General features: G+C 45.0%; 19 protein-coding genes and 1 pseudogene. 15 read left to right on the top strand and 5 right to left on the bottom strand.

From position 1 onward, the window contains the following. The first annotated feature begins 66 nt into the window (after positions 1-66). The 15 genes and pseudogenes from ONT18_RS09265 (at position 67) to ONT18_RS09195 (ending at position 15,180) form a co-directional block, all read left to right on the top strand. A complete protein-coding gene (locus ONT18_RS09265; RefSeq protein ID WP_144155327.1) occupies positions 67-411 on the top strand; it encodes a hypothetical protein in 345 nt (114 codons plus the stop codon). Beyond that, positions 401-850 carry a DUF1573 domain-containing protein gene (locus ONT18_RS09260; RefSeq protein WP_264905127.1) on the top strand — a complete coding sequence of 150 codons (450 nt, stop codon included), beginning with the start codon at positions 401-403 and terminating at the stop codon, positions 848-850. The genes ONT18_RS09265 and ONT18_RS09260 overlap by 11 nt, the downstream gene beginning before the upstream one ends. A 15-nt stretch (positions 851-865) precedes the next feature. Further along, positions 866-2,014, top strand: a complete 1,149-nt coding sequence (locus ONT18_RS09255) for an OmpA family protein (RefSeq protein ID WP_264905125.1) — start codon at positions 866-868, stop codon at positions 2,012-2,014. A 182-nt stretch (positions 2,015-2,196) separates the two neighbouring features. Beyond that, positions 2,197-3,450, top strand: a pseudogene (locus ONT18_RS09250) (ATP-binding protein); the annotation flags it as partial. Between the two features lie 238 nt (positions 3,451-3,688). Further along, positions 3,689-4,774, top strand: coding sequence for a tryptophan--tRNA ligase (gene trpS / locus ONT18_RS09245; protein ID WP_117695026.1), 1,086 nt, complete (start codon positions 3,689-3,691; stop codon positions 4,772-4,774). Positions 4,775-4,962: 188 nt separating this feature from the next. Further along, positions 4,963-6,816: a transglutaminase domain-containing protein gene (locus ONT18_RS09240; RefSeq protein ID WP_264905123.1), complete on the top strand. Its 1,854-nt coding sequence runs from the start codon at positions 4,963-4,965 to the stop codon at positions 6,814-6,816. A 35-nt stretch (positions 6,817-6,851) separates the two neighbouring features. Then, the gene (locus ONT18_RS09235) at positions 6,852-9,002 is read left to right on the top strand and encodes a DUF3857 domain-containing protein (protein WP_264905121.1); all 2,151 of its coding nucleotides are present in this window, start codon (positions 6,852-6,854) and stop codon (positions 9,000-9,002) included. Positions 9,003-9,093: 91 nt separating this feature from the next. Beyond that, a complete protein-coding gene (locus ONT18_RS09230; RefSeq protein WP_254969942.1) occupies positions 9,094-10,389 on the top strand; it encodes an MATE family efflux transporter in 1,296 nt (431 codons plus the stop codon). A gap of 193 nt (positions 10,390-10,582) precedes the next feature. Further along, positions 10,583-10,762: a tetratricopeptide repeat protein gene (locus tag ONT18_RS09225; protein WP_006848323.1), complete on the top strand. Its 180-nt coding sequence runs from the start codon at positions 10,583-10,585 to the stop codon at positions 10,760-10,762. Between the two features lie 69 nt (positions 10,763-10,831). After that, positions 10,832-11,062 carry a 4Fe-4S binding protein gene (locus tag ONT18_RS09220; protein WP_006848322.1) on the top strand — a complete coding sequence of 77 codons (231 nt, stop codon included), beginning with the start codon at positions 10,832-10,834 and terminating at the stop codon, positions 11,060-11,062. A gap of 3 nt (positions 11,063-11,065) precedes the next feature. Beyond that, positions 11,066-12,148 (top strand): 3-methyl-2-oxobutanoate dehydrogenase subunit VorB, encoded by a 1,083-nt coding sequence (locus tag ONT18_RS09215; protein ID WP_117728618.1) that lies wholly within the window; start codon positions 11,066-11,068, stop codon positions 12,146-12,148. After that, positions 12,145-12,909: a thiamine pyrophosphate-dependent enzyme gene (locus tag ONT18_RS09210; protein WP_006848320.1), complete on the top strand. Its 765-nt coding sequence runs from the start codon at positions 12,145-12,147 to the stop codon at positions 12,907-12,909. The genes ONT18_RS09215 and ONT18_RS09210 overlap by 4 nt, the downstream gene beginning before the upstream one ends. Before the next feature lie 54 nt (positions 12,910-12,963). Further along, entirely contained in the window at positions 12,964-13,512 is a 549-nt protein-coding gene (locus ONT18_RS09205) for a 2-oxoacid:acceptor oxidoreductase family protein (RefSeq protein WP_117695038.1), read from the top strand. Positions 13,513-13,625: 113 nt separating this feature from the next. Beyond that, complete coding sequence (locus tag ONT18_RS09200) at positions 13,626-14,744, top strand: AAA family ATPase (protein WP_233339178.1); 1,119 nt, start codon at positions 13,626-13,628, stop codon at positions 14,742-14,744. Between the two features lie 166 nt (positions 14,745-14,910). Further along, a complete protein-coding gene (locus ONT18_RS09195) occupies positions 14,911-15,180 on the top strand; it encodes a hypothetical protein (protein WP_117695039.1) in 270 nt (89 codons plus the stop codon). Positions 15,181-15,666: 486 nt separating this feature from the next. Here ONT18_RS09195 and ONT18_RS09190 read toward each other — a convergent pair whose 3' ends face one another. The 5 genes from ONT18_RS09190 to ONT18_RS09170 all read right to left on the bottom strand — a co-directional run bounded on the left by ONT18_RS09190 (position 15,667) and on the right by ONT18_RS09170 (position 22,714). Next, positions 15,667-16,509, bottom strand: a complete 843-nt coding sequence (locus ONT18_RS09190; RefSeq protein ID WP_264905114.1) for a CvfB family protein — start codon at positions 16,507-16,509, stop codon at positions 15,667-15,669. Then, on the bottom strand, positions 16,506-17,252 hold the full coding sequence (locus ONT18_RS09185) for an ABC transporter ATP-binding protein (RefSeq protein ID WP_264905113.1): 747 nt from the start codon (positions 17,250-17,252) through the stop codon (positions 16,506-16,508). The genes ONT18_RS09190 and ONT18_RS09185 overlap by 4 nt, the downstream gene beginning before the upstream one ends. A 174-nt stretch (positions 17,253-17,426) precedes the next feature. Beyond that, positions 17,427-18,818, bottom strand: a complete 1,392-nt coding sequence (locus tag ONT18_RS09180; protein WP_264905111.1) for a rhamnogalacturonidase — start codon at positions 18,816-18,818, stop codon at positions 17,427-17,429. After that, positions 18,815-19,957: a glycoside hydrolase family 88/105 protein gene (locus ONT18_RS09175; protein WP_264905109.1), complete on the bottom strand. Its 1,143-nt coding sequence runs from the start codon at positions 19,955-19,957 to the stop codon at positions 18,815-18,817. The genes ONT18_RS09180 and ONT18_RS09175 overlap by 4 nt, the downstream gene beginning before the upstream one ends. Before the next feature lie 615 nt (positions 19,958-20,572). Next, on the bottom strand, positions 20,573-22,714 hold the full coding sequence (locus ONT18_RS09170; protein WP_264905107.1) for a cation:proton antiporter: 2,142 nt from the start codon (positions 22,712-22,714) through the stop codon (positions 20,573-20,575). Between the last annotated feature and the right edge of the window lie 143 nt (positions 22,715-22,857).

Below are 22,857 nucleotides of genomic sequence, written 5' to 3'. Positions count from 1 at the left end.
AGATAACATAAAATTAAGGGTGTCTTCCTCAGAGGGCACCCTTTTTTAAAACAAAAACAGAAAAAAATGAAAAGATTTTTAGTTTTTATATGTCTGGCAGTTACATTCGTCTTCATGTCATGCGGTGGAGGCAGTAAGCAAGAGAACCATGGTTTTGCAGGCTCTTTTACTGACGAATTTGAGAACAAGTTCGTTCTGAACGAAGACTATACCGGTACAATTCAGTTTGCCGGTAATGAGAAGAAAGAGCAAATCACCTGGAGTGATGGAGATGATCACAAGCGTCCATTTGCCACTATAAAATGGAATGGTGATCCTGCCTATTATTATCTGAGAGACGGAGCACTTTATCGTCAGGAAACTGATATGAATGAAGGTAGAGCTGCCATCAAGATAACTTATGATGAGTAAGAAAGTTCTGTTCTTTCTTATGTGCTGTGCTATATTCACAGCCAGTTGCTCCGAAAAGAAAAAAGAACTGACTCCTGGAGAACGGATGGAGGCTGAATACAAATATGATAAACTGCCCGATTCTGAAAAGTCGAAAATAAAGTTTCTGAAATATGAACATGATTTCGGCAAGGTTGGTTCAAAAAAACTGCAGAAGGTTAGGTTCGATTTTCAAAATATAGGAAAATCTCCATTAATACTCCATGATGTACATGGTTATTGCGGCTGTATTGAAGCTAGTTTCAGTAAAACTCCCATCATGCCAGACAAAAAAGGATCTATCATCATCACTTATGATGGGAAAGGATCTGTTATCGGGAGTTTTAATAAAGAAATTGTAGTTAATTCAAATGCTTCAAACAAATACATAAGTTTGTTTGTCAAAGGAGTGAATCAATAACAAAACAATTAAATTATGATGAAATCTATTAAGTGTTTATATGCAGCTTCTTTGTTAGCCATCGGCTCTACTGCCGCTATGGCGCAAGCATCCTACACAGACAAGGATGGAAACGAATATCAGTTTAAGCGTCACTGGTTCCTGGATGTTCAGGCTGGTGGGCAATATACTGTGGGTGAGGCAAGCTTCTCAGACTTGCTTTCTCCTAACTTCCAGGGTGCCATCGGCTACCAGTTCTCTCCTGTCTTCGGACTCCGTGGTCAGATTAACGGTATCTGGAGCAAGGGCGGATGGAACGGATACAAGGCTACCAAGGACGGTACTCCGTATACCGCCAGCTACAAATGGAAATATGTAGCTCCGGGTGTGGACTTCATGTTCAACCTCTCTAACCTCTTCTGTGGTTGGAACCCGAATCGCGTGTTCAACGCTACTGCCTTCGTAGGTGGTGGTATCAACTGGGCAGGAGCTAACCAGGAGGTAAACGACCTGGCTGCTAACATCAAGAATCAGAGCAACTATCTGCTGGAGTATCTCTGGCAGGGAAAGAAGGTTCGCCCTTACGGCAGAGCCGGTATCGACCTGGAATTCAAGGTAAGCAAGGCTGTGAGCATCATGCTCGAAGGCAATGCCAACATGATTTCTGACAAGTACAACTCTAAGAAGGCAGATAACCCTGACTGGTATTTCAATGCACTGGCAGGTGTACGCATCAACCTGGGCAAGAGCTATACCAAGAAGGCTAAGCCGGTAGAGGAACCTGCTCCGGCACCAGCTCCTAAGCAGGAATATGTAGCTCCTAAGCCAGAGCCTAAGCCAGCTCCTGTAGAGAAGAAGATAGAGGAGATTCGCCGTGACATCTTCTTCACCATCAATTCTTACAAGATTGCTCCTTCTGAGGATGCTAAGATTCGTGAGGTGGTTGATTTCCTGAACAAGAATACAGAGGCAAAGGTTGTTGTAACCGGCTATGCTGACAAGGGTACAGGCAATGACGTCATCAACGACCGCATCGCTGCCAAGCGAGCAGCAGCTGTGGTTTGGATGCTGACAAAGAAATATAATATACCTTCTGAGCGCATTACAGAAAAATCTAAGGGTGCACGTGTGCAGCCTTTTGCAGAAAACGCAAAGAACCGTGTAACGATCATGATCGCTAAGTAGTACGGTAAGTTTATAATGCGACAATCAATTATTTTAATTGGTGGCGGGGCATCCAAAGGGGTGCCCCGTTTTTCGTTCAGATATCCCTTCCTTCTCCCGCTCATTTTGTTATTTTTTCACCATTTCTTGCAGTTTCTCAATATTTTGTTGTACCTTTGCAACGTATTAAAAAATAAGCGATTATGGGACGAGCTAAAAGAATACCTTACGGAGTGTCTGACTTCATCGACATCATTGAGAGAAATCAATATTATGTCGATAAGACCATGTATATACCTAAGTTAGAGGATGAGCCTGATGCCTTGTTCTTTATTCGCCCTCGCCGTTTTGGCAAGAGTTTGTTTATCAGTATGCTGAGGGCTTATTATGACATCAAACGTAAAGATAAGTTTGATAAGTTGTTTGGCAACCTTTGGATAGGTTCGCATCCTACAGAAAATCAGGGAAAGTATCAAGTCTTGTTTCTTGATTTCTCCAAGATAGGAGGTTCGATAGACCAATTGGAAGAAAACTTCAATGCCTATTGCAATGAATGTATTGATAGCTTTATCGAAACTTATCAGGAGTATTATCCCGAACGAGTAGTGGAAAGTGTGTTGAAGGCAAAAACTGCTGCCAGAAAGTTGAATGCCATTGGGATTGCTGCAGAGAAAAAGAACCTTCCACTTTATCTTATAGTAGATGAGTATGACAACTTTACCAATGTTGTGCTCAATGAGCAGGGGGAGGAAGTGTATACGGCTCTTACTCATGCCAGTGGTTTTTATCGGGAGATTTTCAAGGTGTTTAAGGGAATGTTCTCTAAAATCTTTATGACAGGCGTAAGTCCTGTTACACTGGATGATTTGACCAGTGGATTCAACATAGGATGGCATATCTCTACCAAGCCTGCCTTTAATCAAATGCTTGGTTTCTCTACCGAAGATGTAAGAGAACTCTTCACTTATTATAAGGAGAATGGGGAGATTCGTCCTGATAGTGATGTGGAGGCTATCATAGAAGAGATGAAACCATGGTATGACAACTATTGTTTCTCGGAAAGTGCCTTGAAAACTCAGAGTAAAGTTTTCAACAGCGATATGGTATTCTATTACTTACGCAATTATCGTGAGACTGGTGAATCTCCTAAGCTGATGGTGGATCCTAATACCAAGACAGATTATGGCAAGATGAAGAAATTGCTGCAGCTTGATAAGCTGGATGGCGACCGTAAGGGTGTTCTGCGTACCATCATCGAGAATGGAGAAATAATAGGTAATATTGAGGAAAGTTTTCCTGCCAAATTGTTGGTAAGACCACAGATATTTATCAGTCTTCTGTTCTATTATGGAATGTTAACAATAAAGGGAACACGCGGAGACCAGCTGGTGCTTGGCATTCCAAATAATAATGTTCGTAAGCAATACTATACCTATCTGCTGGAGCAATATGACGAAGTCTGAAACCGATATGCCGATGCTCCAAGAGTAGAAGCCTTGCGTCAAGGTACCAAACTCCATAAGATAATTATGCAGTTTGAGGGGTATCAGTTGAGGAAGATAGATGAAATTGATTAAAGAAGATAAGCATTTTGTCTCTTAAACTCTGGGTTTTGGTTAATTTTACATCTTTTTTTCCTCATTCTCATTATTTTGTTGTACCTTTGCAGCTAAAATAATAATAAATTGCAAGAAAATGGGAAAGATTATATTGACGGGCGACCGTCCTACAGGTAAACTTCACCTGGGTCATTACATCGGCTCTCTGCAGCGCCGAGTACAACTTCAGAACGCTGGCGACTTCGACAGAATGTTCGTTTTCATGGCAGATGTTCAGGCTTTGACTGATAATGCCGACAATCCTGAGAAGATTCGCCAGAACATTACAGAGGTGGCTCTTGACTATCTCTCTGCGGGTCTCGACCCACAGAAGTGTACACTCTATATCCAGAGTATGATTCCAGAGTTGGCTGAGTTGACTACCTATCTGATGAACCTCATCTCTGTATCTCGTGTTCAGCGTAACCCAACCGTGAAGACTGAGATCAAGATGCGTAACTTCGAGGCAAACATTCCGCTCGGTTTCTTCTGCTATCCTGTGAGTCAGGCTGCCGACATCACCGCTTTCAAGGCTACAACCGTGCCTGCCGGTGAGGACCAGGAGCCTATGCTGGAGGTAACCCGCGAGTTGGTTCGCCGTTTCAACCAGACTTATGCACCTGTATTGGTAGAGCCGGAGATTCTGCTTCCAGAGATTGCCTGCTGCCGTCGTCTTCCTGGAACTGATGGTAAGGAGAAGATGAGTAAGAGTCTCGGCAACTGCATCTACATGAGCGATGACGAGAAGACCGTTTGGAAGAAGGTGAAGAAGATGTCTAACGGTGAGCCACGTATGAGCATGGAAGAGCCAGGTCATCTGGAGGGTAATGCCGTGTTCACTTATCTTGAGGCATTCTCTACTCCTGAGGACTTCGCTGAATTCTGGCCTGAGTTCAAGACTTTGGATGAGTTGAAGGAGCAGTATGTGAAGGGTGGTATCGGTGACGGTACCTGCAAGAAGTTCCTGAACAGCGTCATCAACAAGATGCTCGACCCAATCCGTGCCCGCCGTCATGAGTTTGAGCAGGATATTCCTGAGGTATTCAACATCCTGAAGAAGGGTAGCGAGGATGCCCGCGAGTTTGCAGCCCAGACCATGGATGAGGTTCGCAAGGCTATGCGTATCGACTATTTCAGCGATGCTGCCTATATTGAGGAGCAGGCTGCGAAATTTAAGGTTTGATGATGATGTAAAAGATAGAAATATAAAGTGAAAAGGCAAAAGTTATCGTCAGCTGGTAACTTTTGTCTTTTTTATATTATTATGATATGCTTTTAACGCAAAAAACAAAATAATTTCTTTTCTTATCCTTTGTTCTCGTTTTTTTTTCTTATTTTTGCAAACAGAATAAATAAAAGAAGCAGAGTATAATGAAAATGAGAAAAATGCTCCAATACAGACTTGCTGATTTAGATAGTATGCTGGTATTGCTCTTCGCCTTTTTGCAACCCATCTCGGCTCAAAAAGCTGATGACAATGTGCATATATTGCAATGCAATGATAGATACGTCTTCAAAACTGATGACGCAGGTAAGACTATTGTTGTTAACACTACGGATTATGAGTATGGTGTAACCCAATATTCCGCTCTAGTTCAACCATGTGCTTATTACGGAGAGTTTATTCGTTTGGACAAGGCACAGTGTAAGGGGTATGCACAATACAAGTCAGCCATTCCTCGTAATGTTTTTTACGATGATACCAAGATTTGCTACTTTAGCTATCAGATTCCAAAGGTAGGCAAGACTCTGAAGGCTTCTTTTACTCGAACCTATCTCAATCCTATTTATTTCACAACTATTCCTTTGTGTGAAGCTAATTATGTAGAGCATAAGAAGATAGAGGTAATCAAGCCAAAAGCCTTCCAGCAGTTTCGGATAAAAGAATATAATCTTCCTGCTGGTATAGAGAAAAGTACTACATGTAATGCTGAGGGAGATTCCGTTTTTACTTATGTGATTCATTCCTTACCTGCACAGCTGATAGAACCTAATTCTCCATCTTGGGGATATAGTGCTCCTCATCTCTTGGTGTTGGGAGCATTCCAAAGTCTGCAAGATATGTTTGTCTGGTCTCATCAGTTGGCTAATGTGGATTGCTCTATTCCTAATCAAGAAGAAATACTAAGAGAGATACAGAAAGGGGCAAAAAACGATTATGACAAGATAGCCAATACTTATGCCTGGGTACAGCAGAATATCAGATATTTGGCTTTTGAGGCAGGCATTTCTGCCCATCAACCGGCAACACCTGCTGAAACTATTCGTAAGCGTTATGGTGATTGCAAGGCTATGGCTCTTTTGCTCAAAACCTTGCTCAAGGCGCAAGGCTTTGATGCTCGTCAAACGGATATAGGGACATGGGATGTACCTTATTCTTTGCAGGAAAATCCTTCTATTGCATCTATTGATCATGCGATATGTACGGTTTTCTATCAGGGAAAGCCATATTATCTGGATGCTACGAATCCATATGTTCCTCTAGGCTATGTGCCAGACAATATACAAGGAAGGATGGCTTTGGTAGAAGACGCAGATAGCTTTCGTATGAATAAGTTACCTGAGCTGGCTGCTGATTCTTGCTTTTCTTCTATAACATATCAGGCAACCTTAGAATCTGGGGATGATGGAAACTACGATATAAAGGGAAAATTGTACTCTAAATGGAAGGGCGATATGAAGTCTTGGATACTAGTGGGGAATGACGCTACGGCACAAGATGAAAAAGAGAAGGCCTTGGTGGCAGCGATGGGGGCTGGTGAACGATTGGATAAGATTGGGGATATAGTGATGACGGGAAATCGTCCTCGGGATGAGTCATTGAATATCACTGCTTTTTTTATGAAAAAGGGAGCTGGGCAACTGGTTGACGGTAGTGTTTATTTAGATGCCAATCTCGATGAGAGCCTTTTTCTGACTCCAGTGGATACAACCAAACGGGTTTCCGATTACATGATAGACTTGCGGTCCAAGGAAGTACGTGATGTAAAGATTTTGATTCCAGAGGAAATGGAGGTCAGTAGTCTCCCCGCACCTTATCGGATTCATACTGCATGGGTTGATTTTTGTCGCACTTATTCTCAAACAGGCAATCAGATTGTTATGCATAAGGAGTGTGTAATACACCACAGACGTGTTCCGCGAAGCGAAATCCCTGCTTGGAATAAGATTATAAGTGATTGGAGAGCAGCTTGTAATGAGCAAGTAGTATTAAAGGAAAAATGAGTTAAATGTATTATTCATAGTCAAAAAGTTGAATTATGGGAAAGATTAAAGTAATCCGAGTTGTCTTCAGTATTCTGTTGGTACAGCTCTTTACGTTGTCAGTGAATGCTGACGAGAAAGCTGATTATTTGAAGTTGGCGCAAAAGGTGCGGCAAGAAGTTTGGAGCAGTACGCCTGCTGACTTTCAAAAACGAACGGTTCCCGACAGATACAAGAATGCTTCGGCCGTCATACTATCTTATTATCGGGAGTTGAGCACGGATTATTATCGTAAGGCAACGGCTGATCTGGTGCTCAATCTTCGCCTTACTCGTCAGATAGACTGTACGGATATGGAGCGTATGTTAATTCAAATCAATGACAAAAAGGCGTTGAAGGATTATTCTGAGTTTACTTTCAAGACGAAAAGTAGAAAGTGGACCTGGGGATATCATCATAAAACGCAAACGGTGCTTGGCATTCGTGTTATAAAGAAGAATGGTAACGTACAGGAAGTAAGTTTAGATGACTATGTAGATGTCAAGGAAGGCAAAAATGACAAGGACTTGAGTCAGAAGATAGCTGTGCCTGGTTTGGAAGTGGGAGATTGTATTGATGTCTTTTCTCTAGACCAAATAGATACACAGGAACAACAGCTGGATCCTTTCTATTTTGTTCTTCGTCAAGACGAACCTGTCCTTTATACCAAGGTTCACTGTGTGCTAGACCAAAGTCTTGCCACCGTCTATAGGACGATGAATGGTGCCCCTGATTTTACTCAGACCACAGACAAGGACAAAAATGCAGTGCTTGATATGGTTATGGATAAGCCGGTAGATGCAGAATCATCCATTTGGTATAATTCTTTGGAGCAGTCACCTTTTATAGAGATGTATATTACCCCGACCAAGGCTAAAGTGGCAGTAGTAGAGAAAGCTATGCGCCAAAAAGGTGTTCGAGGCAATCCTGATGTAACACCAATCCTGCAAGACGATTGGAAATTGCTGAAATCTTATGTGTCTAAGGGGGGATATTCTCCTGCTGGTCTTCCTAGTACGTATAAGAGCGTCTTCAAGTCTGCCAAAAAAGAGGGGATGTCTGCCGAGGAGAAAGCTGACCGTATTTATTCTTTTGAGTATGTTAGTGGGGGAGCTTCTCAGAGGGTTTTTAATACAGTGGCTAATTATTTGCGTAAATTGGGCGTGGAAATAGAAATGGGCATTACCACTCCGTTTGGTGCATTGCCTGTTGATAAACTGATTAATTATAATTCTACATCTTGGTTCTTCCGCCTTAAGGGAACTGATGTGTACTACTTCCCTGGGACTTATCCTAAGGTTGCTTCCGAGATACCTTATATATATCAAGGAAGAAAGGCGTATATGCAAGATTCCGAGGAACAAATAACGATACCTGTGAGTCAAGCTGAAGACAATAAGTCGGTGAATGATATGGTGGTTAAACTTGATGGTACTAAACTTGATATCAGTAGGAAGGTAACTTATTCGGGTGAACAGAAAATGTACGGTCAGTCTTTGGTGAGTCCTGATAACACGCTTTTTGGTTCAAGCCAACTTGAAGCTTATTGGCGATATTTGAAATACGACGACAAAGATCCGTACTCTTGTTATACTAAGAAGGAATCTGCTGAATTAAAAGGAGCTTTCAATGAATATCGGAAAAATGCCATAGATCCGTTTAAGGCTGAAATCAGTAGTTATCACGATGGTGATCCTGTGCAAGTCGGTGGCTATGGAGTAGATTGCGTGGGAATCCGTCGAGATAGTTCTAACTTTGTTTATCATGTAGATTATGTAATGGATGGAATGGTGAAACGCGCTGGAAATAACTATTTGTTGTCGGTAGGTAAGTTAATAGGAAGTTCGTTGAAACTAGAAGGCAAGGATCGAGAGCGTATCGATGATGTTTGGCGCAAGATGGCGTTTGTTGATGAATGGAATATAGAGATTCCGTTGCCGCAAGGATATAAGGTCTCTGCTGAAGCATTAAAGAAGATTGAGACTTCGGTGGCTAATGAGTGTGGAGAATTTACGGTTAAGGCTACCGCAGGAAATGAAAGTGTAAAAGTGTATGTGCGCAAATGTTTTGCTCATAGAGTGGAACCTGTCTCAAACTGGAGCAAACTGTTGGCTTTGGTTGACGCTTGTAGTGCTTTCACTGATAAGCAGATGGTAATAGCGAAATGAATGTAAGTTTATTGAGTATATTTTTAAATTCTAAAAGAGGTGGTTACAGCTTGAAGGTCATATACCGGTAAAACTAAATGAGGCTTAAGAATTGAAAAAGGTGAATAAACGAATATTACAATTAGCGGTGCCGTCGATAATATCCAATATCACGGTACCGCTTTTGGGTTTGGTTGATGTCGCTATCGTCGGGCATATCGGCGATGCGGCTTACATCGGAGCCATTGCCGTGGGCTCGATGCTATTCAATGTCATCTACTGGCTTTTCGGATTCCTGAGAATGGGAACCAGCGGAATGACTTCGCAGGCTTTGGGAAGGAGAGATTTGGCTGAGGTGCTGAGGCTCCTGGTGCGCTCTCTCAGTATCGGTGTGGGGATAGGAGTGCTGTTCTTCGTTCTCCAGAAATGGCTGATAGGCTGCGGACTCTGGGCGATGTCGCCGGAAGCGGATGTCGTGGAACTGGCACGAAGATACTGTTATGTCTGTATCTGGGGAGCCCCGGCAGTGCTCGGACTCTACGGATTTACGGGCTGGTTTATAGGTATGCAGAACACGCGCATTCCGATGATGGTATCGCTGACGCAGAATGTGGTGAACATCGTAGCCTCTCTGCTGCTGGTCTTTGTCGGCGGTATGACGGTAGAAGGCGTGGCGCTCGGAACGGTCATTGCCCAATGGTGGGGATTCCTGATGGCATGTCTGTTCTATCGCATCTGGTATCGCCGGTTAAGCAAGTATGACTATCGCCGGCATCTCTTTGCTGCCGAACCGCTGAAGCAGTTTTTCTCGCTCAATAAGGATATCTTTCTCCGCACCCTCTGTCTGGTGGCGGTCAACCTCTTCTTTACGGCGGCAGGTTCCAGGGAGAGTACCATCGTGCTGGCTGTGAATACGCTGCTGATGACGCTCTTTACCATCTTCTCTTATTTTATGGATGGTTTTGCTTATGCGGCAGAGGCGTTGAGCGGCAAGTATTATGGAGCCCGAAACATGGGAGCATTCCGCGAGGTGGTTAGAAGAACGATGGGTTTTGGAGCTGTCGTGGCAGTAGGTTTCACCTTATTATATATAGTGGGTGGCGAGAATTTCCTCTCTTTGCTCACGAGCGATAAGCAGGTGATAGCTGCATCGGGCGAGTATTTCTGGTGGGCTGTGCTGATTCCGCTGTCTGGCATGTCGGCATTCGTCTTCGATGGCATCTTTGTAGGCATCACCCAGTCTAAGTCGATGCTCTGTTCTACCGCTGTAGCCTCGGCTTCGTTCTTCGGTCTGTTCTTCGGCTTGCATCCTTTCCTGGGCAATCATGCCTTGTGGTTGGCCTTCATTCTCTACCTTCTGTTAAGGGGAATCGTACTGTTCGTCATTTACCGTAAAAAACTGCGGTAAATGACGAATAGTGTTTTTATAGAATATTTTAGTAGAAATAATGCACATCTTTCATAAAAATTGCACACTGAATTATAGTGTGCGCATTTTTGTGAAAAACTACATTAATATAGTTTAAATCTTAGGCTTATATTCTTTTTCTTAGCCGAAAATTAGTAATTTCGCAGAGCAAAACTTAAAAAGAAAAGAGTAAATGACAGCAGAAGAATATTATCAGCAGGGTAACGCCTGGCGCAAGCAGGGTGACTTTAAGCGTGCCCTCGACTGCTATATGGAGGCCATTGCCCTCGATCCGGAGAGCCCTGCCGTAGCAGCCAAGGAGATGCTGGATGATATCATGAGCTTTTATTGCAAAGACTACTACAATCCATAACAACCGACATGTGGACAGCAGGAGCTTTGTTTACTCCAATGGTAAAGATAATTAGTAAGAAATTAGAATATGAGTAAGATTAAAGGGGCTATTGTAGTCGACACCGGGCGTTGCAAGGGATGCTCGCTCTGTGTGGAGGCTTGTCCTCAGCATGTCATCGCATTGGCAGAGAAAAAAGTCAATGTGCATGGTTACCGTTATGTAGAGGCAGCTGTACCTGATGCGTGTGTTGGTTGCACTTCGTGCGCCATCGTGTGTCCGGACGGCTGTATCACTGTTTATCGTAAGAAGGAGGACTAAATAATGGCAAATCAGGAAGTTACATTAATGAAAGGCAATGAGGCGATAGCCCATGCCTGTATCAGATGTGGTGCGGATGGTTTCTTCGGCTATCCTATCACACCTCAAAGTGAGATTATAGAGACGCTGGCTCTGCTCAAGCCATGGGAAACATCAGGTATGGTGGTTCTGCAGGCTGAGAGTGAGGTGGCGGCTATCAACATGGTTTATGGTGGCGCCGGTGCCGGTAAGCGTGTCATTACCACTTCTTCAAGTCCGGGTGTGGCTTTGATGCAAGAGGGTATCTCTTACATGGCAGGTGCTGAGATTCCGGGCGTTATCGTCAATGTGCAGCGTGGCGGTCCGGGTCTGGGTACCATCCAACCATCCCAAAGTGATTATTTCCAGGCTACCCGCGGTGGTGGTAATGGCGACTATAATGTGATTGTGCTGGCTCCTGCTTCTGTTCAGGAGATGGCTGATTTCGTTGATCTCGCCTTTACGCTTGCCTTTAAGTATCGCAATCCTGCGATGATTCTGAGCGATGGTGTCATTGGTCAGATGATGGAGAAGGTGGTTCTGCCTCCAGTCAAGCCTCGACGTACCGAGGAGGAGATTGCGAAGGAATGTCCTTGGGCTACCATCGGCCGTCCGAAGAGTCGTCCAGTCAACATCATGACCTCTCTGGAACTCAAGCCTGAGGTGATGGAGGAGCGCAATATTGCTCTTCAGGAGAAATACAGAAAAATCCGTGAAACCGAGGTTCGTTATGAAACCGAGCAGATGGATGATGCCGACTATGTTATCGTAGCTTTCGGTAGTGCGGCACGTATCGCCGAGAAGAGCATCGAGAGTGCGCGTGAGCAGGGCATCAAGGTAGGATTGTTCCGTCCTATTACCCTCTGGCCTTTCCCTGAAAAGGAGATTCATGAACTCGCCAAGACCAAGAAGGGCATTCTGGTTGTAGAAATCAATGCCGGTCAGATGGTTCAGGATGTGCGACTGGCTGTGAATGGTCAGACTCCTGTGGAGCACTTTGGGCGTCTGGGCGGTATCGTACCGGAGCCGGAGGAAATCGTTGAAGCATTAAAGAAGTTAATAAAATGAATGATATAATTTCACCAGAGAATCTGGTATATAAGAAGCCTACGCTGATGAACGATACCCCGATGCATTATTGCCCGGGGTGTTCGCATGGCGTAGTTCATAAGCTCGTTGCCGAGGTTATAGAGGAGATGGGCATGGAGGATAAGACGGTAGGCGTATGTCCGGTGGGCTGCGCTGTCTTTGCTTATCGCTATTTGGATATTGACTGGCAGGAGGCTGCTCATGGTCGTGCACCTGCTGTAGCTACGGGTATCAAGCGCTTGTGGCCTGATCGTCTTGTCTTCACTTATCAGGGCGATGGCGATTTGGCGTGCATCGGTACCTGCGAAACTATCCACGCCCTGAACCGTGGTGAGCATATCGCCATCATCTTCATCAATAATGCCATCTATGGTATGACCGGCGGACAGATGGCGCCAACCACCCTGTTGGGTCAGAAGACTGCTACCTGTCCTTATGGTAGAGAGGCTGATCTTCATGGTTATCCACTCAATATTACCGAGTTGGCAAGCCATCTGCAGGGTACTTGTTATGTAACCCGCCAGAGTGTGGAGACCGTGGCAAGCATCAAGAAGGCAAAGAAGGCTATCCGCAAGGCGTTCGAGGCAAGCATGCAGGGCAAGGGCTCCAGCCTGGTAGAGATTGTTTCTACCTGCAACAGCGGTTGGAAACTCTCACCTGTTGAGGCTAACAAGTGGATGGAAGAGAACATGTTTAAGCAGTATCCTAAGGGTGACCTGAAGGATACAACGAACATGTAATGTTGAATGTTGAATGTTGAATGTTGAATTTGGCATTTACAAAAGATTAGAACAATGAAGACAGAAATCATTATATCCGGTTTTGGCGGTCAGGGCGTTCTCTCTATGGGAAAGATTCTGGCTTATTCAGGACTGATGGAGGATAAGGAGGTAACCTGGATGCCTGCTTACGGACCAGAGCAGCGTGGCGGTACAGCCAATGTAACGGTCATTGTGAGCGACAGTCGCATCTCTTCGCCTATCCTGAGCCATTATGATGTAGCCATCGTGCTCAACCAGCCGTCGCTCGACAAGTTTGAGCCGAAGATTAAGCCAGGCGGCATCCTGATTTACGATGGCTATGGTGTGATGAATCCTCCACAGCGCAAGGACATCACCATTTATCGCATTGATGCAATGGACAAGGCTGCCGAGATGAAAAACTCCAAGGTGTTCAATATGATTGTTTTGGGCGGTCTGCTGAAGGTTTGTCCTGTTGTGAGCACCGATGGTTTGAACAAGGCGCTTTACAAGTCATTGCCAGAGCGCCATCATGGTTTGATTCCGCTGAACATGCAGGCAGTGGAAGAGGGAATGAAGATTATCGAAAAGGTAGACCGATAATAAACAGATTTTTAATCAACATGAATTATGCAATTTGCATTATGCAAATTGCATAATTCAAAATAAATAATTATCTTTGCAGCCGAAAGTAACATTTTAAAATGGTGAGCTATATGGAGAATCCTTTTATCATAACGGGTTATATCAAGCCCGAATATTTCTGCGACAGAGAAAAGGAAGCGGAAAGAATCATCAATAAGGTAACGGGTGGTGAGAATATGGTGGTAATGGCTGCAAGACGAGTAGGCAAGAGTAAACTGATAGACTTTTGCATGGATTCTTCTGCCATCAAAGACCATTTCATCTGTATATCCATCGATATCCTCCGAACTTCCAGCATCCATGAATTTGCGTTCGAGTTGGGAAAGGCTGTATTTGAATTGGCTGCCCGTCGTGGAACCAAGATGATGAGAATGGTGGTTAACACTCTGAAGTCTATCAATGGCTGCTTCGGTTACGATCCGATTTCCAATATCCCAACGTTTAATCTTTCGTTGGGTGATATTTCTAATCCGCTCTATACTTTGGATGAGATATTTGCCTGTTTGGAGCAGGCTGATAAGAAATGCATCGTTGCCATCGACGAGTTTCAGCAGATAGGTTATTATCCAGAGAAAAATATGGAAGCCATTCTCAGGACTTATATTCAGAAGTGCAGCAATGCCAATTTCATCTTTTCGGGCAGCGAGCGTCATCTAATCTCCAAGATGTTTTCCGAGAAAGCGCATCCTTTTTACAATAGTGCTGATATGATGAACCTGGAGGTGATTCCGCTTGATAAATACAAGGAGTTTGCTATCCGCTTGTTTGGTAAGTTTGATAAGAAGATTAAGGAGAAGGCTATAGAGCAGGTGTATCAGGCTTTTGGTGGCAATACCTATTATATGCAGAAGGTGATGCACGAGGCTTTTAATCAGACTGTGCCACAGGCTGAGGCTGATTGTGAGATGATAGAGGGCATTATCCATGCTTTGGTATTGGATAATGATCATAAGTTTAGCGAGATACTTTCCCGTCTCACTCTTCCGCAGAAGGAACTACTATATGCTGTTGCTAAGGAGGGAATGGCTAGTCAGATTACTTCTTCTGGTTTTGTGAAGAAGCATCGTCTCCGTTCGGCAAGTAGCGTGCAGAGTGCCGTGAAGAAACTGCTGGAATATCATCTGATTTCTACTTCTCAAAGTGCGTATTATATTGATGATCAGCTTATGAACTTATGGTTGAAGGAGTAAATTGAATGTTTTTGAAGTGAAATCGAGATAAGACAATAGAGCCTTTTGGTATTTTTGATACTGAAAGGCTTTTTTGTATCTTAAAATGAAGAAAGTTATTCTTTTCTTTGGCATTTCTAATTCTTTTCGTTAATTTTGTGGCGTTAATTTAAAAGAAAGGAATAAGATGGAAACGATTAATATTCAGTTTCAAGTACCTTCTACAGGTCAATATACGCTTGACGAATTTGTCGCCAAGCTCAAAGACTATGCTGAAAAATTAGCCAGTTCTATCTCCAAGTCAGGAAACAGTTACCAGGAAACTTATATGAGCCAGGCAGAGCAGGAAGCCTATGTGGCAGAAAGTCTTAACCGTGCTCTTGATGAAATGGAAGCTCATAAGAAGAATGGGACTAAGCCGATGGATGCTCGTGATTTGTTGAGAAGACTTCTCTAATATCGCGATGAGTTTATCAGCTTTTTGCTTGATAAACGTGAAAAAGGATAATATGCAGAAAAGGAATCTGGAAAAAAATATGGCAGCAACTGTTTTTAATCAAGCACAATTTGATGCGCCACCTTTTTAAATGAAATGCCTTGTTGCCCCTGATTTGCGACAAACTTTAACGCTGTTGCCGCTGATTTGCGACAAAAAAGTAGTATCTTTGCCCCTGATTTGAAACAAATGCATATGTTTAGACGAAATATCATCAGTAAATTGGAGGCTTGGAAGCAAGACAAAAAGCATAAGCCTCTTATCTTGAGAGGAGCTTACGTTGATCAATCTTCCGTTTTATCTGATAGGTAATTTGCGGAGCGTATTGGATGCTGTTGTAGAAGAATAAAGAAGGATGTAATGCATCATGCAAAATAAATAATAAGGTGGACAATGCTTTTTAAAAATAGCAATGTCCACCTTAATTATATATAGTTCTAATCTGCTTTATTCCGCCAATCGGATGCTCATCGGGCTTACGGTGATGAGGCGCTTTTTATATAGATCGCCCACGGCACGCTTGTAAACCTTCTTGCTCACGTGGAAACGCTCGTAGATGTCGTCGGCCTCGCTCTTGTCGCCAAGGTCGCACTCGCCGTCGTTGTCCAGAAGATACTGGTAGAGGGTTTCGGCGAAATCGGCTGTCTGCTGAATACCGGTCTTCTGTAGGGTGACATCTATCTTTCCGTCAGGACGAACTCTTCCGATGTAGCCCTTCATCTTGTCACCCGTATGGATGTACTGGAAAATCTGGTCCTGATAGAGGAGACCCGGATACTGGTTGTCGATGATAACCTTGAAGCCGAGGTCGGTCTTCTGCCAGATGAGGAGATCCACCTCGTCACCATGCTTGTAGTGAGGATGGTCTTCGTTGAGATAACGCTCAATCTTGGCAGAGGCAACGATGCGATAGCTCTCCTCGTCGATGTGGATATGCACGATGTAGGAGTTGCCGAGCACCATACGTTTCTTCTGCTCGCGGAATGGGCAGAAGATGTCCTTCATCAACCCCCAGCCCAGAAAGGCTCCGTATTCGTTGACCCATTTCACTTCGAGATAGGCGAAGTCGCCCACCTTTGCCAAAGGGGTTTCGGTGGTTGCTATGAGGCGCTCTTCCTGGTCGAGATAGATGAAGACATCCAGCTCGTCGCCGATGCCGACATTCTCTGGGACGTAGCGGGAAGGAAGGAGGATTTCTCCCTCGTCACCACCATCGAGATACAGACCGAAATCAACTTTCTTTACGATGCGAAGGCGATTGTAATCGCCGAGTTTTATCTTTTTGCTCATATAATATTATTTTCAGTTTTTTCTTCTGTTGTTGGGGCTTCTGCAACTTCTGCAGTTTCTTCCTGGCTATCAGCAGCTCCTGCTTCCACCGTCTTCTCAATCATTCCATCCTTGAGATGGATGGTGCGGTCGGTGATGGAAGCAAGGCCCTCATCATGAGTTACGATGACGAAAGTCTGACCGAACTTGTCTCTGAGGTCGAAGAAGAGCTGGTGAAGCTCAGCCTTGTTCTTGGTGTCGAGACTTCCTGATGGCTCATCGGCAAGGATGACGGCAGGATTATTGACCAAAGCTCTCGCCACGGCTACACGCTGTTTCTCACCACCGGATAACTCGGCAGGCTTGTGACTGGCTCTATCGCTCAAGCCCATGAATGCCAGTAACTCCTCGGCACGTTCCTTGGCTTCTTTTCGGCTCTTGCCTGCAATGAAGGCAGGAATCATGATGTTCTCCAGAGCGGTGAACTCTGGGAGAAGTTGGTGGAACTGGAAGACGAAACCGAGATGCTGGTTGCGGAAATCGCTCAGTTTCTTGGTGCTGAGGCTGCTTACATCGATGCCATCAACCATGATGCTGCCACTATCAGGCTTGTCGAGGGTACCGATAATCTGGAGGAGTGTAGTCTTGCCGGCACCACTAGGACCGACGATACTTACTACCTCGCCCTTGTCTATATGCAGGTCGATGCCCTTAAGCACCTGCAGGGAGCCGAAGCTCTTGGTTATACCTTTTATATCTATCATTTTCTTACTCAAAATTATTTTGCAGGCAAAATTAAGCAAAATATTTGGAAATGCCTAATTTTAAGAGATAAAAAGAAATAAGGAGGGATATAAAAAAACAAAACGCGCCTTATTCATGCAAATTAAGCTCATTTCAGTACTCTATTCTGTATTACTTTCTATAAAATGTATGTGTTATTTCAACCCATCGGCATCGCCGGTGGTCTTCAATCTGTTGCTCTTTTCTCTAGGGGTTATATTCACCTTCTTTGCTATGGTGTTCTCGATAAGGTTGGCATCAAAAGCCATCTTCTTGTCGGTACAGTTGATGTTCTCGAAGGTGAAATCTACCAGGCGGTATTTCTCGCTCTTGCCCACATCGAAGAAGTTGTCGCAATCCATCTGGATATTCTTCATCGTGATGTTGTTGCACTGGCTCTGCGGCATGTCCTTGCGATCGCCTAGCTTGAAGAACTGCTTCCATGGGCGGATGACGAGGAAGCTGCCTGTAGTGCCCTGGATGTTATCCACCGTTATGTACTCGTAATGCTGAGGAGTATCAGGACGCATCTTTAGCCAGAGTACGCGCTGTGCATTGCCCACCTTGGTGTTGCGTAATACGATGTTGCGGTCTTTCACGCTCTCGCTGCCGAGGGTTAAGCAGCCGTGCACTCTTCCGTAGTTACAGTTCTGGATGAGCACGTTATATACAGGACCATTCTCTGGTGCCTGGTCTGCCCAGGTGCCCTTACCGCCCTTGATGGCGATGGCATCATCGTTTACGCTCATGTAGCAGCCATCCACCAGCACATCGTGACAAACGTCAATGTCGATGGCATCGCTGCTTGGTGCCTTCATGCCGGAAGTAGGGGCGAAGATGGTGCAGCCCAGGAAGCGGACATGGTCGCAACGGTAGATGTGGTTGGTCCAGAACGGACTGTTCTGAATATGCACATCCTGCAAGGTTACGTTGCTGGAGTTGCTGATATAGACGAGGCGGGGACGCTGTGCATCCTTGTTGGTGCATTCACGGTTCCAGGTGCGACGAATCCAGAACTCCTCCCAATAGTGATAACCGTTGCCATCGATGGTACCAGGACCGGCGATGGTAAAGCCGTTACATTTATCGGCATTGATGAAGGCAGAGAAGTATTTGCAGGTTTCTCCCTCGATGCGGGTCTGCACCACAGGAAAGTTGGCGATGCGGTCACTGCCTTTCAGTTTTCCACCTTCTGAAACATAGAGATGGGTCTTTGGCTTGAAGAAGAGGGCACCGCTCTGATAGGTTCCGGCAGGTACCACAATAACGCCACCGCCATCCTTGGCTGCACGGTCGATGACCGCCTGGATGGCCTGGGTCTGAATCAGGGTACTATCCGTCTTTACGCCATAGTCGGTGAGGACGTATTTCTTGCCCAGGGTATCCACGTTCACCTTCTGGGCGTTGCTGAACCAGGCATCCATCTTTGTGCCATCAGGCCAAAGTTCGGTTTGTGCCTTCTTTGCTTTCTTCTGTTTCTTTGCGGCGTTGGCGCTTAGTGGCGAAAACGCCACCAGGCAAGCCATCAGCCAGATATATTTCTTCATGATTTGTTTTTTTTACTTTTTACCTTTAAAAGCTTGTAATACTCTGCAGCACCAAGCAGGAGGCAACCTGTGCCGTAGTCCTCGAAATCAGGGACGGAGGTGAAGGTGACAGGCTGGCCAGCTGATGGCTCCTTTCCGGTGCCTTGGTTATAGCCGATGAAACCATCCTCGTGAACGGATGCGGCAAGAGCCTTCCATGCCTTATCCATCGCCTTCTGATAGGTGGCTCTAGGAAGAATGCCCTGCTGAACACCCCATGCCATACCATAGAGGAAGAGACCTGTACCGGTCATCTCAGGACCGCCATAGTTGGCAGGACAGACGAGGCTTACGTTCCAGTAGCCATCCTTGCGCTGGCATTTCAGAATAGCCTGGCTCATAGAGATGAAATCCTTCTTCAGATACTGATAGTACTTGTCGGTCTTTGGCAAAGTCTCCATCACGCGGACCAGGGCTACATACACCCAGCCGTTGCCACGGCTCCAGTAGCAGTTGCTGCCATCCTTCTCCTTGTAAGGTGGCACGTAGTTCTTATCTCTCCACCAAAGTCCTTCTTTTTTGTTAAAGAGTCCATTAGCCAGGGTATCACGGCTCCATTTATAGGAATTCATCGCATAATCCAGATACTTGCGTTCGCCGGTAATCTTGGCATACTTGGCGTAGGCTGGCATCGCCATCTGGATAGCGTCAATCCAAGTCCAGTAGTTTACTCGGTTGGTGCCCATCTGATGGTCGAGGTTCTCCTTCACCTTGCTCAAGTCCTTCTTGCCGCCGGTCTGAACGTAGCGGTCCATGTAGGTCTGCTGGCAGCACTGGTTGTCGGCATCGGTATTGTTCACACTTCCACGTGCTGTCCACTTGTGATAATCTGCCCACTTGTCTGTGTAGTCGAGATAGCGCTGCTGAGGGTCAATCTCATAAAGCGCCATCAATCCCTCGTAATACACGGCACGGGTCCAGAGGTTGCTGGTACGTTTTTTCTTCACGAAAGTGTCGATGGTTGGGTCTTTGTACTTTGTCATGAAATAGTTGTTGGTACGATGAGCTACCTCCAGAATTTCATTTTGCAATGCGGTCTGGGCAGACATAGAGGTCAAGCCCATGAGCATGCAGAGCGATGACAAGATTAGTTTCTTCATTTGTCTTGTTATTAATGTTAGTTTATCAATTGTTTCTTGTTTTATTTCATTTGCAAAATTACGCTGAATAATTCTAACTTCCAAATTTTTATGTTTTTTTTCAGCAATCCTGCATTTCGTTGTTACTTCTGATTGACGTTGCAAAGATACAACATTTCCGTTTCCTACCTATGCGATTTGTGCGATTTGCGTGGATTCGGGAAATAAAGTACAGAAAATACCATGAAATCATTCTGAAAATATCTCCGAAGGATAAAAAGATAACTCCGATAGATAAGAAATAATCTCCGATAGATAGCAAAATATCTCCGAAGGATAAGAAAATATCTCCGATAAAGAAGATATGGAAACCGTGTTGGGGTGACGAGGTGAAGGGTATATTTTAAATCTTTATATTATATTCTTTTTTAGGGCTTTTTCGATTTTTGACCCTAGGGTCTTTTTTTGAATTACCCACTTTTTTCTTTACCCACGCGTACATATATAAATAGAGTTTTCAAACCTTCACCCTTCACCTTTTTATTTAACATTCTGTAAATCAATTTATTACAGGTGAAGGGTGTGAAGGCTGTTTTTCCGCTTTTCTTAAACATATTTTAAGAAATGAAGCTGCCTTTACATTTTTTTAAAGTTGCATTTCTTCTTAAACCATTGCAGGAATGATTCGTAAGCACTGATCTCTTCCTGATGCTGAGGCTCAGCGAAGGTAAGCTGGTCGCCGTAGGAATCACCATGCTGGTCGGGGAAGATAATCATCAGGTTGGTACCTGAGAAGTATTTCGTTATTTCCTCCGGCAGACGCTCCAGTGCTGTCTTGTAAGATACGGTTCCCTTACGGGCGGTTACTACCACGAACAGGTGGTCTGGAGATATCTGCGAAGCCAACTGCGGCAACTCGTTCCAGTGAATCATCTGGGTATAATCAGCACGCACTTCCGGATGCCGGTTCTTGATATATTCATTGATGAGCGCCAGACTCTCTTCTCTGCCATGAAACTGGATGCGGCAGTCGAGGTTGCCGGCAAGTCGGGCTAGGCGTTCCAACCAGCGGTAGAAACCCGGCTCAAACTCTGCTCTCGAAGGTACGGCTACCTGTATTCTTCTCAATGTATTCAACGGCTGTCTGATGCGTGCCATGATAATCTGTCGGCTCAATCCGTTGAAAAGACTCTGGTGGAATTCTCCCCAGAACTTCGGCGAAACCTCAGGATGCATGTGCATTCCGATGATAATCTCAGAACATTGGAACTCGTTGAAGGCATGCTTGATGCCGTTGGCGATGTTGGCGGCAATACGAACCTGGGTTTGCGTCATCACATCGGTGGCAGCAGCCAGCTGACTGCAATGTTCCAGAAGCCGTCTTCCCTGTTCCTGGTTGTATCGCATGTCCTTGTCTTCATATACCACATTCAGGCAGATGAGCCCCCTGTTCAGTTTCTGGTTTCTCACCAGAAACGCCAGACTCATCAGGTTGTCGGCATATTCAGGATATTTCACCGGAACCAGAATCTTCTCATCGCTCACCTTCTTGTCGTCTTCCGCATCAGGCAGTTCCTTGTCTCTCAGGATAATCTTCTGCGAAGATCGGTCGGTAAGGATGGATGAGATGATGCAGGTAATCAGAATCATCATAACCACACCATTGAGCATATCATCGTTGACGAGGTAAGTGCCCGGTGCTACGAGCAGATGCATACCCACCATCACCATGGCGATACTTCCGGCAGCATGAGCCGAAGTGAGTCCGAACATCATGTGACCCGAAGAAAGTGGCAATCGGAAACCCAGACAGGCGATATAGGCTGCGATGGCTTTGCCCAGGGTTCCGAAGAAGGCGATGCAGAACACGACCCATAGAATATGACTGCCCTGAAACAGCAGATTGATATTGATCAGCATGCCCACACCTATCAGAAAATAAGGAATGAAGAGGGCATTGCCGATAAACTCGAGGCGGTTCATCAGTGGCGAAACATGCGGAATATATCTGTTTAATATCAGACCGGCGAAGAAAGCGCCGAAAACGCCCTCGATGCCCACTATCTGCGAAAGTGCCGCACTCATAAAGAGCATTGAAAGTACGAAGATAAACTGCATCACCGCATCGCTGTATCTTCGCAAGAACCATCTTGTAAGTCGGGGAATCAGCAGGATCATCACGCCACAATAGGCGGCAAACTTGAGGGTGAAGAATACCCAGAACAGTACGCCGTCATGCTTGCTGAACGATGCTACCAGTCCGGCAAGCATAATCAGGGCTATGAGCAGCGAAATCATGCTCGACCCCACACTCAGCGTAACGCTCGGTTTCTGTTGCAGTCCGTATCTCGAAACGATAGGATAGGCAATCAGCGTATTGGATGCCATGATGCAGCTCAGCAGGAAGGAAGCCTTGGCAGAGTAGTGGAGCAGCCAGATGCTCATGCCGTATGTGAGGAAGAACGGTATAAAACAGGTGAGCAGGCCATAGATAAGCAGTCGCGACTTGTTCTTTTTCATGCCTTCCATATCCATCTCCAGGGCAGCGAGGAACATGATGTAATAGAGTCCCACCTTTCCGAAGAGCTCAAACGAAGAGTCGCGCTCCAGGATATTCAGTCCGTATTTGCCTATGAGCACACCTGCCAGCACCATACCGATGATGTGCGGGATACGGAGTTTGCCCATGATGATAGGGGCAAAGAGGATGATGAGGAGCACTACGAAGAATATCAACGTAGGGTCTGTGATAGGGAAGTATTGAGCGATATGGAACATAGGCTTTCTCCTTTTTTGTTATACTTAAAGAGGGATTTCTGCATCAGCATTCATCCCTCCCTTTCTGTTTTTGACTGCAAAAGTACGAATAAATCTTGAAAGCACAAAGTTTTTCTGTCCTTATCCTACAATCATGGTGATAT

The organism is Segatella copri, from assembly GCF_026015295.1.
Taxonomy (GTDB): Bacteria; Bacteroidota; Bacteroidia; order Bacteroidales; family Bacteroidaceae; genus Prevotella; species Prevotella copri_C.
This window is presented reverse-complemented; position numbering and strand designations above follow the sequence as displayed.